12 protein-coding genes are annotated in these 15,417 nt (G+C 43.4%); 9 read left to right on the top strand and 3 right to left on the bottom strand.

Annotation, left to right across the window (positions count from 1 at the left end; translation table 11 throughout):
- The first annotated feature begins 20 nt into the window (after window positions 1-20).
- From LAJ61_RS04240 to coaE, 3 genes are read left to right on the top strand one after another with little or no spacing between them, the layout of a single operon-like run.
- Entirely contained in the window at window positions 21-1,244 is a 1,224-nt protein-coding gene (locus LAJ61_RS04240; RefSeq protein WP_100285197.1) for a type II secretion system F family protein, read from the top strand.
- Window positions 1,245-1,249: 5 nt separating this feature from the next.
- Window positions 1,250-2,125 carry a prepilin peptidase gene (locus LAJ61_RS04235; protein WP_224054587.1) on the top strand — a complete coding sequence of 292 codons (876 nt, stop codon included), beginning with the start codon at window positions 1,250-1,252 and terminating at the stop codon, window positions 2,123-2,125.
- On the top strand, window positions 2,122-2,778 hold the full coding sequence (coaE, locus tag LAJ61_RS04230; RefSeq protein WP_224054586.1) for a dephospho-CoA kinase: 657 nt from the start codon (window positions 2,122-2,124) through the stop codon (window positions 2,776-2,778). The genes LAJ61_RS04235 and coaE overlap by 4 nt, the downstream gene beginning before the upstream one ends.
- Before the next feature lie 57 nt (window positions 2,779-2,835).
- Here coaE and LAJ61_RS04225 read toward each other — a convergent pair whose 3' ends face one another.
- Window positions 2,836-4,242: a nicotinate phosphoribosyltransferase gene (locus LAJ61_RS04225; protein ID WP_224054585.1), complete on the bottom strand. Its 1,407-nt coding sequence runs from the start codon at window positions 4,240-4,242 to the stop codon at window positions 2,836-2,838.
- 69 nt (window positions 4,243-4,311) lie between these two features.
- Window positions 4,312-5,415 (bottom strand): bifunctional nicotinamide-nucleotide adenylyltransferase/Nudix hydroxylase, encoded by a 1,104-nt coding sequence (locus tag LAJ61_RS04220; RefSeq protein WP_224054584.1) that lies wholly within the window; start codon window positions 5,413-5,415, stop codon window positions 4,312-4,314.
- Between the two features lie 284 nt (window positions 5,416-5,699).
- Between LAJ61_RS04220 and nfuA the strand changes: the two genes are divergently transcribed.
- Window positions 5,700-6,317 (top strand): Fe-S biogenesis protein NfuA, encoded by a 618-nt coding sequence (nfuA, locus tag LAJ61_RS04215; RefSeq protein WP_224054583.1) that lies wholly within the window; start codon window positions 5,700-5,702, stop codon window positions 6,315-6,317.
- Between the two features lie 157 nt (window positions 6,318-6,474).
- Here nfuA and gltA read toward each other — a convergent pair whose 3' ends face one another.
- Window positions 6,475-7,761: a citrate synthase gene (gene gltA, locus LAJ61_RS04210; RefSeq protein ID WP_007115070.1), complete on the bottom strand. Its 1,287-nt coding sequence runs from the start codon at window positions 7,759-7,761 to the stop codon at window positions 6,475-6,477.
- 781 nt (window positions 7,762-8,542) lie between these two features.
- Here gltA and sdhC point away from each other — a divergent pair.
- The 5 genes from sdhC (at window position 8,543) to LAJ61_RS04185 (ending at window position 15,383) form a co-directional block, all read left to right on the top strand.
- Window positions 8,543-8,932 carry a succinate dehydrogenase, cytochrome b556 subunit gene (gene sdhC, locus LAJ61_RS04205; RefSeq protein WP_100274133.1) on the top strand — a complete coding sequence of 130 codons (390 nt, stop codon included), beginning with the start codon at window positions 8,543-8,545 and terminating at the stop codon, window positions 8,930-8,932.
- Window positions 8,932-9,267 carry a succinate dehydrogenase, hydrophobic membrane anchor protein gene (sdhD, locus tag LAJ61_RS04200; RefSeq protein ID WP_036594948.1) on the top strand — a complete coding sequence of 112 codons (336 nt, stop codon included), beginning with the start codon at window positions 8,932-8,934 and terminating at the stop codon, window positions 9,265-9,267. The genes sdhC and sdhD overlap by 1 nt, the downstream gene beginning before the upstream one ends.
- Before the next feature lie 96 nt (window positions 9,268-9,363).
- On the top strand, window positions 9,364-11,226 hold the full coding sequence (gene sdhA, locus LAJ61_RS04195; RefSeq protein ID WP_224054800.1) for a succinate dehydrogenase flavoprotein subunit: 1,863 nt from the start codon (window positions 9,364-9,366) through the stop codon (window positions 11,224-11,226).
- 76 nt (window positions 11,227-11,302) lie between these two features.
- Window positions 11,303-12,013, top strand: coding sequence for a succinate dehydrogenase iron-sulfur subunit (locus tag LAJ61_RS04190; RefSeq protein ID WP_007115066.1), 711 nt, complete (start codon window positions 11,303-11,305; stop codon window positions 12,011-12,013).
- A gap of 427 nt (window positions 12,014-12,440) precedes the next feature.
- Window positions 12,441-15,383: a 2-oxoglutarate dehydrogenase E1 component gene (locus tag LAJ61_RS04185; protein ID WP_224054582.1), complete on the top strand. Its 2,943-nt coding sequence runs from the start codon at window positions 12,441-12,443 to the stop codon at window positions 15,381-15,383.
- Window positions 15,384-15,417: the final 34 nt, after the last annotated feature.

The raw sequence follows: 15,417 nt of genomic DNA, 5'->3' as shown, positions 1-15,417 counted from the left end.
GAGATATTAAGGGGAAGGGTATGGCAAAAGTCCAAACAGAAATGTTATTAGACTTTGTCTATGATGGGGTCAATCGCCGTGGCGAAAAAGTCAAAGGCGAAACCACCAGCCGCAATATTGAGCTGGCAAAAGCGCAACTACGCAAGCAAGGCATCAAAGTCAAGACGATTAAGAAAAAACCCAAGCCTATTTTTCAAATGAAAAAAAGCATCAAGGCAATCGATATTGCTATCTTTGTGCGGCAGTTGGCTACAATGATGAAAGCGGGCGTTCCCCTTACTCAGTCGTTTGAAATTGTTGCAGATGCGCTTGATAACCCCTCAATGAAAGAGTTGGTGCTTAGTGTCAAATCAGAAGTGGAATCAGGTAGCACCTTTGCTGCGGCGCTTCGCAAACATCCCAGATATTTTGATGACCTGTTTTGTTCATTGGTAGAGGCAGGTGAGCAATCAGGTGCGCTTGAAACCATGCTTGAGCGTGTCGCGACGTACAAAGAAAAAAGCGAGCTACTAAAAGCAAAAATTAAAAAAGCCTTGAAATACCCGATTGCGGTTATCGTGGTTGCGATTATCGTTACCATTATTTTGCTGGTCAAAGTAGTACCAGTGTTTGCTGACTTATTCCATTCATTTGGCGCAGAGTTACCCGCGTTTACCCAAATGGTGGTCAATATGTCGGAGTGGATGCAAAAATGGTGGTGGTTATTGCTATTTAGCATTGCAGGCGCTGTTGTTGGCTTTTCTGAAGCTAAAAAACGTAGCAAGCCCTTTAACGATTTTTTAGACCGACTTACCTTAAAGTTACCAATCTTTGGCAATATTGCTTATCAAGCGGTGGTTGCACGTTTTTCCCGTACTTTATCTACCACTTTTGCAGCAGGTGTGCCGCTGATTGATGCGTTAGATTCAACCGCTGGGGCAACCAATAATGTGGTGTTTTATAATGCCACGCAAAAAATTAAAGGCGATGTTGCGACGGGTCAGCAGCTGCAGTTTTCGATGCGTTCTACCAATCTTTTTCCCAGTATGGCTATCCAAATGGTCGGTATTGGTGAGGAATCAGGTAGTCTAGAGGAGATGCTTGATAAAGTGGCGACTTATTATGAAAATGAAGTGGATAACGCCGTAGACGGGTTAACAAGCCTAATGGAACCGATGATTATGGCGGTTTTGGGGGTACTGGTAGGGGGTCTGGTGATTGCCATGTATCTACCAATTTTCCAAATGGGCTCGGTGGTGGGCTAACAATCATGGCATTGATTTTAGATTTTGTATTATTATTACAGCAGTCTCAATGGCTTACCTTACTCATGGTATCAATCTTGGGCTTATGTGTGGGTAGTTTTTTAAATGTGGCGATTTATCGCACGCCGTTAATGATGGAGCAGCAGTGGAAGAACGAATGCCAGCTATTGCTCCATCCAGAAACCGTTATTGACAATCATGAATCCATTACCTTAAGCCGTCCCGCTTCTCGTTGCCCGCATTGTGGGCATTCAATACGTTGGTTTGAAAATATGCCTGTTATTAGCTGGCTACTGCTAAAAGGGAAATGCAGTCAGTGTCATCACGCCATTAGTTATCGTTATCCGCTTGTAGAAATCATCACCGCTATTTTGTCTGTGCTGGTTGTTATGAAATTTGGCGTTACTTGGCAAGCGCTGGCAGGATTGGGACTCACATGGACATTAGTCGTTTTGACAGGCATTGATTTTGATACCCAACTGTTACCTGACCGATTTACATTGCCATTAGCGGGATTAGGATTATTCGTCAATGCCTTTGGCTTGTTTGTCAGTCCCACAGCGGCTATTTTTGGCTATGTGTTTGGGTTTTTATGCCTGTGGATTGTCTACCAATTGTTTTTGCTTATCACAGGCAAACACGGGATGGGGCATGGCGATTTTAAATTATTAGCGGCTTTGGGGGCTTGGCTAGGGCCTTTGATGCTACCCTTCATTGTGCTTTTATCTGCGTTTGTCGGCTCGGTTGTGGGTGTGATATTGATGAAGCGCTCAGGTGAAAGCAAACCTTTTGCATTTGGACCCTATATCGCCATTGCCGGCATGATAGCACTTTTGTATGGGCAATCAATAATGTCGTGGTATCTAGGCAAAATGTCATGACGTCATTTATGGGTCAATTATCCGTGAATCAAGGAGGGGTTGCTATGTTGGTAGTGGGGCTTACAGGTGGCATCGGTAGTGGTAAATCACAAGTGAGCGGTTGGTTTGCTGAGCATGGAATTGTCATTATTGATGCCGATGTATTGGCACGTGACGTCGTTGCCAAAGATTCACCAACGCTAAAAAAAATCATCGCCAAATTTGGTGACTGGGTAATTGATGAGGCAGGTGAGCTTAATCGTCGTGCCATGCGAGAGCATGTATTTGGCAGTGCGCAAGCGTTAATGGATTTAGAACAAATTACCCATCCTGCCATTCGCAGCCGTGCCAAAGAATTACTAGCAACTGCCCAGTCGCCCTATGTAATTTTGGTAGCACCCTTGCTGTTAGAAGCATCCGAAGCAGGGTTAGCCAATCTGTGTGAACGAGTCTTGGTGGTCGATAGTCATGAGTTCTTGCAGATTGAGCGCGCCACTCAGCGTGATTGTCAAACACCTGAACGTATTCAAAATATCATGGCAAATCAACTGTCGCGTCATGACAGGCTCAGACAAGCCGATGACATTGTCGACAACAATGGTAGCTTAGACGATTTGTATTTAAAACTTGAACAGTTGCACCAAAAATATTTGGCAATGGCAGGGGTCAATTAGCGCTAAAGATAACAAGCCGTCTGATTAAGACGGCTGTTGAGATTGCGACAAGTTAAATTATGATTTTACCGATGAGCGTTGACGAATCGCAATCAGCGTATCATCAACTAGTAAATCACCGTTCAAAAATACATCCTGCAACAAATTATTTTGCTCAGCAAGTTCATCTTCACGCAGCGTCATATAACTACCCTGATGTTTGACCAAGGCTAAACGCCCGCGTTTGCTGCGTTTGCTCACACTGGTAATTGGGTCTTTATACACGTCTCGCCAAAAACCGTCCACCCGTGCGCTGCTGGTCTTCATGGCAAAATTCAAGGTATCGCGGTTGACTTGTTGCAGTAGCCCGCCACCCATCCCAAAGGTGATATTGTCACTACTAAAGCCTGCTTTAATCACCGCATCAATTATTTTACCCATGCTAGTGGGGTTAATACCATCCCCTTGGATGAGTCGCACATAGCTCGGCAGTAACTTATAGCCTTTTGAGTTGGTGGTAGTGCCAAATTTTGCTGCAAGGCGCTGTAAGGCTTCACGAACCACTTTAATCGGATCGCCACTATCAGGGCGAATAACTAATGTGCCGCCTGTTTGCGCCACTTTTTCTTTTAGCTCACCGCCCCAGATATTATCAATGGCATTCCATAAATCGTAGCTATCACTCACCACCGCAAAGGTTTTACCTTCACCGCCAAATTTGGCAATCATATTGCCATAGGCATCCGCTTCATGCTCACGACCCCAAGTGGTCATGGTGCTATGTTCTGCTGCGGGAATGGAAAAAGCCGTCATGTCATTTTGCATACCATACCAACGATTGGCAGCCACAATCGCGCTTAAGGTATCCGTACCCGAAAAGTTAACCAAGTGAGCAAGAGCACCAAGTGCAGCCGATTCAAGGCTAGACACCCCACGGGCGCCAAAATCATGCAATTTAAACGGTAGATTATTTAAGTTATCTGCCGATTTTTCCAAGCCTGCTTTGATGATTTGTTTACAATAATAAGAAAGGCTTGCCACTGTGCTAGGATACCAAATAGCGCGCAATAGCGTAGTTTCAATATAGCTCGTCAACCAGTAAAACTCAGGGTCGGTATTCACCACCTGACACAATACTTGACCTGTTGGTACCACCATACCTTCTGGTATCGCTTGAATGCGAAGTGGTAATAGACCCCCATGTTTGGCGACTAATTGTCGCCAGCCTGCTTCATTAAACGGTACGCCATGAGCCGCAAGTAGCACTTTGGCTTCATCTATATCAGCGTCGGTAATGGGTTTGGTAAGATACTGTTTTAAAAAAGCTTGTAGACCAAAAAATAGCACATTTTCAAAGTTACTATTGCCGCCACGCGCTTCAATATAGCTAGATACGTACTCGGTATTTGGCGGGTATTGCAGCCAATGCGACGTCTTATAGCTATCGGTATTTAAAATAAAATTGTCAAAATTTTGACTAAACATCACAGAACTCCTCTGGTGATTGCTTGCGCAGGTTAAAACCAAACCGTCTATCAGTTTGGCGGGAAAAAATCAGAGACCCACCATTTTACAAATAATGGCATAATGGTCTTCAAACAGTCTATCGGCTCTTAATTCAGCCAAGGGTAGCCAAAACGCTTTTTTGGCATCATCGCCACCTTTCACCGACGGTAAGCCTTTGGGGTCGTTTTTGAGCACAAAGTAAAACGCTTGGGTGATGGTGCGACCACGAGCTGAGCGATACGGGTCATCAAAGGTATGTTGACTATGGCGTGAGCCGCGCAGAACCGCTTCAGGTACTTTTAACCGAGTCTCTTCACGTAGCTCACGAATACAGGCGTCAAATAGCGTCTCTTTAGGGTCGATAAAGCCACCAGGCAATGCCCATAGTCCTTGACCTGGCATACCACGACGCTCGACCAATAAAATGTGTCCTGATTGAATGACTACGGCATCAACCGTCATAAAGGTGGGCGGGTAGGGGCTTGATTCCCATTGTTTTTTATATTTATCAATGAAGCCAGCCTCTTCGTGTAGACGCTTAAATGCTTCGGTCTTTTTAAATGCCTTCATGACATCGGCTGTCGATTGCGGTACTGTATCGGTTAACGGATCAGCACCAAGCAAAAAGCCTTCGCGGATTGGCGTGGCAGACAACTCATGGAAATTCGGCACAGCCACCGACTGCCAATTTGGAAAAAGTGACAAGTAATACGATGAGCTGTCTTTTGAATGTCCAATTAGACCAATATTGGCGTTTAAATCACCGGTAACCGACTTCACGCACTGTTGCACGTATTGAAGCCATTTTGTGTCATTGTATAAGGCATCATCCAAACCGACACAATGAATACGTTTGGCATCTTTTTTGTCAAAGGCACCTAAAATCATTTGGCTACGCGCTTCGACACTAAAGCTATTGCGGATACTACTTGGCAAATTGGCAGAGCCAATGAGCATAATCACATTTTCAGCAAGCTTTAATGCTTCATCGACAACCGATTTATGACCTAAATGAAACGGCTGAAAACGCCCGATAAATACCAAATAATCATATTGATAGCCTTTTTTATTTTTGGGTGTGCTAAAACGCCCTTTATCTTCGGTAACGTCGTTTTTAGTAAACGTGATAGTGTCAGTCGTTTTATTTGGCATGACGCAAACTCCTTGCGAATGATAACGCCCTCGGTCTATCCAATAGCGTTTTGGTAATAAAGTTCGGTGATAAAGCATGTTTTTTTAACTATCTTGCCTAAACTTTTAACCAATGCCAAGTTATTTTTGGTTAAAGATAGTGGCTAGATTGAAGTTTTGGCTTAGCTAAAAAATATTGTGACGACCCTTGATAAGCCAAAAAATCACCCCCAATAAAATCCGAGTAAATTACTCAAGTTTATGCTAAAATATGGGTAAAAATTGATGACAAGCTAGGGTGACATATGAGCGATACAGAAAAAACCACAAATATCAAAATTACCGATTCAGCGCAAGGCTATCTGACTGATTTGTTGGCAAAACAAAATACTGACGGCATCGGCGTACGTATTTTTGTTGAACATCCAGGCACGCCACGAGCAGAATGCTGTATGTCATATAGCCAGCCAGATGAACACAATCCTGACGATTTAAAATTGGATTATGAGACATTCACCGCTTATATAGATACCCCGTCTATTCCTTATCTTGAAGATGCGGTGATTGATTACAATAAAGACCGTTTTGGCGGTCAATTGACATTCCGTGCGCCCAACTCAAAAGTGCCAAAACTGGGTGAAAATGCGAGCCTAGAGGAACGTATCAATTACGTGTTGTCTTCGGAAATCAATCCAAATCTAGCGGCGCATGGGGGTAACGTGCAATTGGTGGATTTGGTACATGAAGAAGGGGTTGGTATCACCGCCGTGCTCAAATTTGGCGGCGGCTGTCAAGGCTGCTCTGCAGTTGATATGACGCTAAAACAAGGGGTTGAAGTCTCGCTAAAACAGCAAATACCAGAATTAACCCAAGTGATTGATGAGACCGACCATACGTATACTGCCAATGCGTTTTATAAGTAAGGTGAAGAGATTGGCAAGTGATACTTAATTCAAGTGACACTTGATTAAAGAAAGGGTAATTCAAGAAAGGGCGTCATAAGACGTCCTTTTTTATTATTAAATTATACTCAATAAAAAACCCAGTTGTGCACTGGGTTTTTTGGTTTGACGTATGGGCTTAATCGCGGTCTTCAACAGCCACAAAATCACGTTGTGTGTAGCCAGTATATAACTGACGTGGACGACCGATTTTGTAAGGTGCAGAGTGCATTTCTAACCAGTGGCTGATCCAACCAGAAGTACGTGCTAAAGCAAAGATTACGGTAAACATAGAGGTTGGAATACCGATGGCTTTTAGAATGATACCTGAGTAGAAGTCAACATTTGGATATAGGTTACGCTCTTTAAAGTACGGGTCATTCAAGGCGATTTGTTCAAGTTTCATCGCAAGTTCAAGTTGTGGATCTTTGATGCCAAGCTCGCCCAATACTTCGTCACAAGTTTCTTTCATTACTTTGGCGCGTGGGTCAAAGTTTTTATAAACACGGTGACCAAAGCCCATCAATTTCACTTCTTTACGTTTTACTTTTTCCATGAATTCGTCAACGTTGTCTACGCTGCCGATTTCATCCAGCATTTTAAGTACAGCTTCGTTGGCACCACCGTGCGCAGGTCCCCAAAGAGCCGCAATACCTGCTGCGATACAAGCGTATGGGTTGGCGCCCGTAGAACCTGCTAGACGTACAGTTGACGTCGAGGCGTTTTGTTCGTGGTCAGCATGTAACGTAAAGATTTTGTCCATCGCTTTTGCAAGGATTGGGTTGACTTTATAGTTAACATCCGCTGGGGTTGCAAACATCATGTATAAGAAGTTTTCAGCGTAGTTTAAATCATTACGCGGATACATGAATGGTTGACCATTGCTATATTTGTAGCACATGGCGGCGATGGTAGGCACTTTAGCAATCAAACGAATCGCAGTGATTTCACGATGGTCTTGTTTGCTCACATCAAGATTGTTGTGGTAGAACGCAGATAATGCACCCATCACACCAACCATAATCGCCATCGGATGAGCGTCACGGCGGAAACCTTCAAAGAAACGACGTAATTGGTCATTTACCATTGAATGTTTACGAACTTTTTCGTAGAAGTCAGCTTTTTGCTCAGCATTGGGTAATTCACCATGAATGAGTGCATACGCAACTTCTAAGTATTCTGCTTTATCAGCTAATTGGTCAATTGGGTAACCACGGTGTAATAAGATACCTTTGTCACCATCAATGAAGGTGATTTTTGATTCAGTGGAAGCGGTTGACATGAAACCTGGATCGTATGTCCAAAAACCAGCTTGGGGTACGGCCTTAATATCGAGTACAGGATCGCCTAATGTTCCTTCAATGATAGGAAGCTCATAGTCCTGGCCATTGACGTGCAAGGTTGCAATATTGTCTTTCTCTGACATAAAATCCTCTCAGACGTGTAAAAAAAAGAAGACCTATACTTGCTCAAATGCATTGGCGCAATGACAAGGATAGGTGACTGCCCAGCCACACAGAGACGTGCAGGGCGACTTTATTAATAGCGAAAAAATAGCGAAAACCCAAAACTAAAACATATCTATATTAACAGCATTTTTGCCAAAAATGAAAGTAAATTTACGCCTGACGCGTACAAACAGTTAGTTATAATTAACAGGAGTTAAGTAAAACTATGCTCTCTGCTACTGATATTCTATCAACCCTTGATGCGGTTAAATATCTAGATAAATGAGTCTCAAAACGCGCAATCTTATCAAATTATTTCTGAATTTTAATAGTGCGCTACAGTGGTTTGATAAAAGATGGTTTTTTTTTCTGTTTTTGTTTGTATTTGTAATCAAAGACTCTTATAATTATAAAAATTTTACTGGTGGCTAGCTTTGTATTATTAATATTTGCTAAACATAATTTACTTTTTAGCTTTGTGATTTAACAAAATTAAAAAGTAAATTGTGGGTGGCTTTTTGTCGATTATTAGTTGGTAACTTATTAGTTTTTAATTGTGAGATACGATTAGGTTTGCGGCTAATAACTATCTATTATGTGAATAATCCAAAGTACGCTAGCTATTCCTTATCTTCGATTTACCTGTTTTTTGACAGGCTATGTGATTCATCAAATCCTGCAAGTGATTTGAAGTTCGTGCTTGATATTTTGGATATTGGCATAGCGATAACACAGGTAAGTTATAACTGCGAATAAAGGATGCCCGCTGTGAAAAGCAACCGACCGATTGACCTTCCTTTAAGCCAAGTAATTAATGTTAATTCAAAAAACCCAATTGCTTTGGCTTCAATTACCCACCGTGTTTCTGGTGTGGTGCTATTTCTCTTAATTCCTGTGATGTTATGGATTTTTCAAACGTCGCTTGCCAGTGCTGAAGGCTTTGCAGATATTTTCACTAGCCCCTTGGTGAAGTTTTTGGCTTGGATCTTTGTGGCTGCATTAGGCTACCATTTTGTGATGGGTTTCAAACATTTATTTGCCGACATGGGCATGAATGAAGAATTAAACAGTGGTCGCACTGCGACATTCATTGGCTTTGTACTTGCAGCGCTTTGGGTTGTGGGTTCATTTGTATGGGTGATGTTCTAATGAAAAGTGCAACAGGTTTAACAGGCTCAGGCTCTCGCGATTGGGTGGTACAACGTATTAGTGCGGTTGTATTGGCAGTTTATTCATTGGTAATGTTGGGCTGGTTCTTAACCCACCAACCAACGTTTGAATTATGGCAAGGCTTTATGCTAAGCCTACCGATGCGCTTATTTACGCTATTGATGATACTAGCATTAGTGGGTCATGCGTGGGTAGGGATGTGGACTGTATTAACAGACTACGTTAAGTCAAATGGTTTACGTTTTGTGCTGCAATCTGCCATGATTCTTGCAGTCTTGGTTTATTTATTTTGGGGCGTGATGATTTTCTTCTAAACATCCTGTTAGATAAATTTTGTTAACGTATTTATCGATTTCGACCTCAGGGCTTTTAAGCATTTATGTGGATAAAATCGAACCATCATTTAGGAAATTAAAGCAATGGCAACAAAACAAGACAACACCATTAGCAATATTCAAACCTTAACCTTCGATGCGGTTATCGTTGGCGGCGGTGGCTCTGGTATGCGTGCGTCGCTACAATTGGCGCGTGGCGGTATGAATGTTGCGGTATTAACCAAAGTGTTCCCAACGCGTTCTCACACGGTTGCTGCGCAAGGTGGTATTGGCGCAAGTTTGGGTAACATGAGTGATGATAACTGGCACTTTCACTTTTATGACACCATCAAAGGTTCTGACTGGTTAGGTGACCAAGACGCCATCGAGTATATGTGCCGTGAAGCACCAAAAGTGGTATACGAACTTGAGCATATGGGTATGCCATTTGACCGTAACGCGGACGGTACGATTTATCAGCGTCCCTTTGGTGGACATACTGCCAACTACGGTGAAAAAGCGGTACAACGTGCGTGTGCGGCAGCTGACCGTACAGGTCATGCGTTATTGCATACGCTATATCAAAAAAATCTTGAGCAAGGCACAGAGTTTTTTATCGAGTGGATTGCGCTAGATTTGGTTAAAGATAGCAAAGGCGACATTAACGGCGTTATAGCGCTGGAGCAAGAAACAGGTCGTGTTGCGGTATTCCAAGCGAAAACAACTGTACTAGCAACGGGCGGTGCAGGTCGTATTTTCGCTGCGTCCACTAATGCCTTTATTAACACCGGTGACGGTCTAGGTATGGCAGTGCGTGCGGGTATTCCACTACAAGATATGGAATTTTGGCAATTTCACCCAACAGGCGTTGCAGGTGCGGGCGTATTATTGACCGAAGGTTGTCGTGGTGAAGGTGCGTTACTTCGCAATAAAGATGGCGAAGCCTTTATGGAGCGCTATGCACCAACCCTAAAAGATTTGGCACCGCGTGACTTTGTATCACGTTCAATGGACCAAGAGATCAAAGAAGGTCGCGGTTGTGGTCCACAGGGTGATTATGTGGTACTTGATATGACGCACTTAGGTGTGGATACCATCATGAAGCGTTTACCATCGGTTTATGAAATTGGTAAAAACTTCGCGAATGTTGACATTACCAAAGAGCCAATCCCAGTTGTACCGACTATCCATTACCAAATGGGAGGTATCCCAACCAATATTCATGGTCAAGTGGTAATGCCAGACCTTGAAGCCGGTACCGATGCTGATGGTCTATATGCCGAGCAAAAAATCGTGAAAGGCTTATATGCGATTGGTGAATGTTCATGTGTATCCGTTCACGGCGCCAACCGTCTAGGTACAAACTCACTACTAGACTTGGTAGTATTTGGTCGTGCAGCGGGTCAACATATCATCGATGAGTTCCATGCCGCTGACCGTCATGACTATGAGCCATTATCACCGCGTGTTCTTGACAAAACCTTGGCGCGTTTGAATGTGTTACAGCAATCTACTCAAGGGCTAAATGCGCAAGATGTGGCTGACGAAATCCGCCGTACCATGCAGCAACACGCAGGTGTATTCCGTACCCAAGCGTCAATGAATGAAGGCGTACAAAAAATCTTGGCACTTGAAAGCCAGGTCAATAGTCTTCACCTAGCTGATAAATCACAAGTGTTTAATACCGCACGTATTGAAGCGCTTGAAGTGGCGAATCTCTATGAAGTTGCCAAAGCGACAATGATTTCAGCTTCCCTGCGTCAAGAATGTCGTGGCGCACACACCGTCGTTGACTACGAACGTGCGGCAGATGATGCGTATGCGCCGCTTGGTCGTAATGACCACGAATGGATGAAACATACCCTTTGGTTCTCTGAAGGTAACCGTGTTATCTATAAACCTGTTCGCAAGAGTCCACTGACTGTAGATTATGTTGAGCCAAAAGTACGTACATTCTAATTAATATTTTTTGGTCTTTGCAAACTATTGTAAAGGCCGTATAAACCAATACCATAAACGTGTGGAGTTTAGCATTATGAGCAGAGGTACTCGCACCATCGAGATTTTCCGCTACGATCCAGATAAAGACGCAGCACCACGTATGCAGACATACCAAATTGAGCTTTTAGACTCTGACCGTATGTTATTAGACGTACTTGTCCGTTTGAAAAAAATGGACGAAACCATCAGTTTCCGCCGTTCGTGCCGTGAAGGTATTTGTGGCTCTGACGGTATGAACATCAATGGTAAAAACGGTCTATCATGTCTTATCAACATGAACACGCTACCACAAAAAATTACCTTACGCCCGCTACCTGGTTTACCTGTCGTGCGCGACTTAGTGGTAGATATGAACCAATTCTATGAGCAATATGAAAAAGTTCATCCGTACTTGATTAATGACCAGCCAGCGCCACCGACTGAACGTCTACAATCACCTGAAGACCGCGAAAAGTTAAACGGTCTATATGAATGTATTCTATGTGCGTGTTGTTCAACCAGCTGTCCATCATTCTGGTGGAACCCAGACAAGTTCTTAGGTCCATCTGCCTTATTGAATGGCTACCGCTTTGTGGCAGATAGCCGTGATACTAGCACACAGGAGCGTTTAGCACGTTTAGACGACCCATTTAGCTTGTTCCGTTGCCGTGGCATCATGAACTGTGTGTCGGTTTGTCCAAAAGGTTTGAATCCTACCAAAGCGATTGGTCACTTACGTAACATGCTGTTAGACCAAGCAGGTTAGTACCACAGTTTGGTGACAAAAAAGCTCTGTATCGACAGGGCTTTTTTTATTGGGATGTGATAAATTAATAGTAATTGGCTATCTATTAATGAAAGTAATAAATGATATCCCAATGTCATAATATTTTTTATACCTTTTCAGCCTAATGAATGAGATAAATTATCATTAATTTTGTATAATATACGATAGGTATCTATAGGGAATATTCATTTAGGTTTTCTAAGGAAGGAGAAAACTAACTTTCACATTACTCTTCTTTTACTACCATTTGATAGCCATTTCTCCACACGCCAAGCCGCGTGAATCGCTATATTTAGTAAATGAATGGTAACTATTACCTTAACAAAATTTTTTGTTAATTATAAAAATGCTAGGCTATTCCCTAAAATTTTTATTTCCACCTTTAAATACTACAGTAGAAAGAATCATGGCTAATCAAAACCAAACTTCTGTCTCATCTGCTCAGTTTACCGAACTGTCCGCAGATAACGCAGCCTATCTTGAATCACTGTATGAACAGTATCTTCAAGATCCACAGAGCGTTGATGAAAAATATATTCCTTACTTTGCGCAGTTTGCCAAAGAGGATGATAAAAACGCCCTTCACCATACTATCCAAGACCAATTTTTGCTATTAGCTCGCAACACCACTGCCCACAAAGTTGCCGGTCAATCAGCTGTAGGCGCCGTCAGCCCTTCTGAAATTCGCGAATTTGCGGACAACCAAATGGGCGTGCAAAAACTGATTACCAGTTATCGCCGTCGTGGGCATCGTATTGCTAATCTAGATCCCTTAGGACTGATGCCACGTCCCGAAGTTGAAGAATTGACTTTAGCTTACTATGGTCTTTCTGAAGCGGATTTAGATACTGTATACCCTGTCAGTGACCTAAATATCGGTAAAGACAAAGCTACACTGCGTGAAATCATTCAAGTGTTAGAGCGAGTTTATTGTGGCAGCATCGGTGCAGAATATTTCCACGTCACCACTGCCAAAGAAAAACGCTGGATTGAAAAATACCTTGAACAAAATCTGGGCTATGTCAAATTTGACAATGAAAAACGTAAATCTATCCTTGAGCGTTTGACCGCAGCGGAAGGGTTAGAAAAATACTTAGCGCGTAAATATACCGGTGTGAAACGTTTTGGTCTTGAGGGTGGTGAAAGCTTTATTCCGATGGTCAATGAAATGATTCAGCGTGCGGGTGAAAACGGTACCAAAGAAATGGTTATCGGTATGGCGCACCGTGGGCGTTTAAATTTATTAGTGAATATCTTAGGTAAAAATCCCAAAGATTTGTTTGATGAGTTTGATGGTAAAAAACAACCGACCGTGGGTTCAGGTGACGTAAAATACCACAATGGTTATTCATCCAACGTGATGACACCGGGTGGCGAAGCGCACTTGGCATTGGCATTTAACCCCTCACATCTTGAAATTGTATCGCCTGTATTGCTTGGTTCAGTGCGTGCCCGCCAAGTACGCCGTCATGATAAAACCGGTGATGCCGTTTTGCCAATCGTGGTACACGGTGATGCCGCGTTCGCCGGGCAAGGTGTCAACCAAGAAACTTTCCAAATGTCACAAACCCGTGCCTACTCAACAGGTGGTACGCTGCATATTATTATCAATAACCAAGTGGGTTTTACCACCAGCCGCTTAGAAGATGCGCGTTCAACTGAATATTGTACGGACATTGCCAAGATGGTACACGCACCGATTTTTCATGTAAACGGTGACGATCCAGAAGCCGTGGTATTTATGGCGCAGCTTGCTCATGACTATCGCCAAACTTTCCATAAAGATATCGTGATTGATATGTACTGTTACCGTCGTAACGGTCACAATGAAGCGGATGAACCTTCAGCCACTCAGCCACTTATGTATTCGGTGATCAAAAAACTGCCAAGTACTCGTGAGCTATTTGCCAATAAATTGGTTGCTGAAGGCGTTATTAGCAAAGCAGAAGCTGTGGCATTTGAAGATGACTACCGTGAATCACTCGATAAAGGCGAATATGTTGCTAGCGCACTCGTGCGTGAGCCAAATAAAACGCTCTATGTAGATTGGACTCCTTACATTGGTCATAAGCTTGAAGACAATTGGGATACGGGCGTTGATATCAACAAGTTAAAAGCGTATGGTGAAAAAATGGCGCAAATGCCGGAAGGCTATGAGCTACAACGCCAAGTGCAAAAAGTGGTTGAGCAGCGCAAAGCCATGCAAACCGGTCAAGAGCCATTGAACTGGGGTGCAGCAGAAACCTTGGCTTATGCGTCACTGGTCGAAGAAGGCTATCCTGTCCGTATTACGGGTGAAGACGTGGGTCGTGGTACTTTCTCACATCGCCATTCAGAAATTTTCAACATGAAAGACGGCAGTATGTATGTACCACTTGCCAACATGAGCCCTAACCAAGCACGCTTTGACACCTTTAACTCATTGTTGTCAGAAGAAGCAGTGTTGGCGTTTGAATATGGTTACGCAACGACAGTACCCAATGCGCTAGTGATCTGGGAGGCGCAGTTTGGTGACTTTGTCAATGGGGCACAAGTAGTTATTGACCAATTTATTTCATCAGGTGAAACCAAATGGCAACGTCTATGTGGTTTGACCATGCTGTTACCACACGGCTATGAAGGTCAAGGTCCTGAGCACTCATCAGCGCGCCTAGAGCGTTTTTTGCAGCTATGTGCCGAAGACAACATGCAAGTAATTACGCCCACAACCCCGGCACAGATTTTCCATGCCCTGCGTCGACAAGTGGTTCGCCCAGCGCGTAAACCGCTGATTGTGATGTCACCAAAATCATTGCTACGTCATAAATTGGCAGTGTCAACGCTTGAAGAGCTTGCGCAAGGTCAGTTCCAAACCGTGATTCCAGAGATTGACCAACTTGATAATAACCAAGTGACGCGTTTAGTGTTGTGTGGCGGTAAGGTATATTATGACTTGCTTGAAAAACGTCGTGAATTGGGTCTCAATCACGTAGCGATTGTGCGTATCGAGCAGCTTTATCCATTACCTGAAGCACGTATTTTGGAAGAAGTGGCGAAATATCCAAACCTTGAAGGCATTGTGTGGACACAAGAAGAGCCACGTAACCAAGGCGCTTGGTACTATCTAGCACCGCACTTATTCCGTTTGATTGCACCGCCAAAACCAGCGACTCGTCCGACCAAAGCCTACTTGCTTGAGCCAGTGGCTCGTCCTTCATCAGCAGCACCTGCCGCAGGTTCGATGCAAATGCACGTTGCTCAACAACAAAAAGTTATCAACGAAGCATTGGGTTTGCCAAAGAATGAAGATTCGACCGAAGACAAGCTAGAAGCTAAAGCGGAAATCGCAGAAAAACAAGCGACTGACTAAGCGTTTTAAAGGATTAGTACTTAATAGATGCGTA

Source organism: Faucicola osloensis, assembly GCF_020041925.1.
In the GTDB taxonomy this organism is placed as follows: Bacteria; Pseudomonadota; Gammaproteobacteria; order Pseudomonadales; family Moraxellaceae; genus Faucicola; species Faucicola osloensis_D.
The sequence above is the reverse complement of the archived record's forward strand: the minus strand, read 5'-3'. Positions and strand labels throughout refer to the sequence as shown.

Coding starts and splice junctions, on each gene's coding strand:
- LAJ61_RS04240 (WP_100285197.1), top strand. CDS start 21: ATGGCAAAAGTCCAAACAGAAATGTTATTAGACTTTGTCTATGATGGG.
- LAJ61_RS04235 (WP_224054587.1), top strand. CDS start 1,250: ATGGCATTGATTTTAGATTTTGTATTATTATTACAGCAGTCTCAATGG.
- coaE (WP_224054586.1), top strand. CDS start 2,122: ATGACGTCATTTATGGGTCAATTATCCGTGAATCAAGGAGGGGTTGCT.
- LAJ61_RS04225 (WP_224054585.1), bottom strand. CDS start 4,242: ATGTTTAGTCAAAATTTTGACAATTTTATTTTAAATACCGATAGCTAT.
- LAJ61_RS04220 (WP_224054584.1), bottom strand. CDS start 5,415: ATGCCAAATAAAACGACTGACACTATCACGTTTACTAAAAACGACGTT.
- nfuA (WP_224054583.1), top strand. CDS start 5,700: ATGAGCGATACAGAAAAAACCACAAATATCAAAATTACCGATTCAGCG.
- gltA (WP_007115070.1), bottom strand. CDS start 7,761: ATGTCAGAGAAAGACAATATTGCAACCTTGCACGTCAATGGCCAGGAC.
- sdhC (WP_100274133.1), top strand. CDS start 8,543: ATGCCCGCTGTGAAAAGCAACCGACCGATTGACCTTCCTTTAAGCCAA.
- sdhD (WP_036594948.1), top strand. CDS start 8,932: ATGAAAAGTGCAACAGGTTTAACAGGCTCAGGCTCTCGCGATTGGGTG.
- LAJ61_RS04190 (WP_007115066.1), top strand. CDS start 11,303: ATGAGCAGAGGTACTCGCACCATCGAGATTTTCCGCTACGATCCAGAT.
- LAJ61_RS04185 (WP_224054582.1), top strand. CDS start 12,441: ATGGCTAATCAAAACCAAACTTCTGTCTCATCTGCTCAGTTTACCGAA.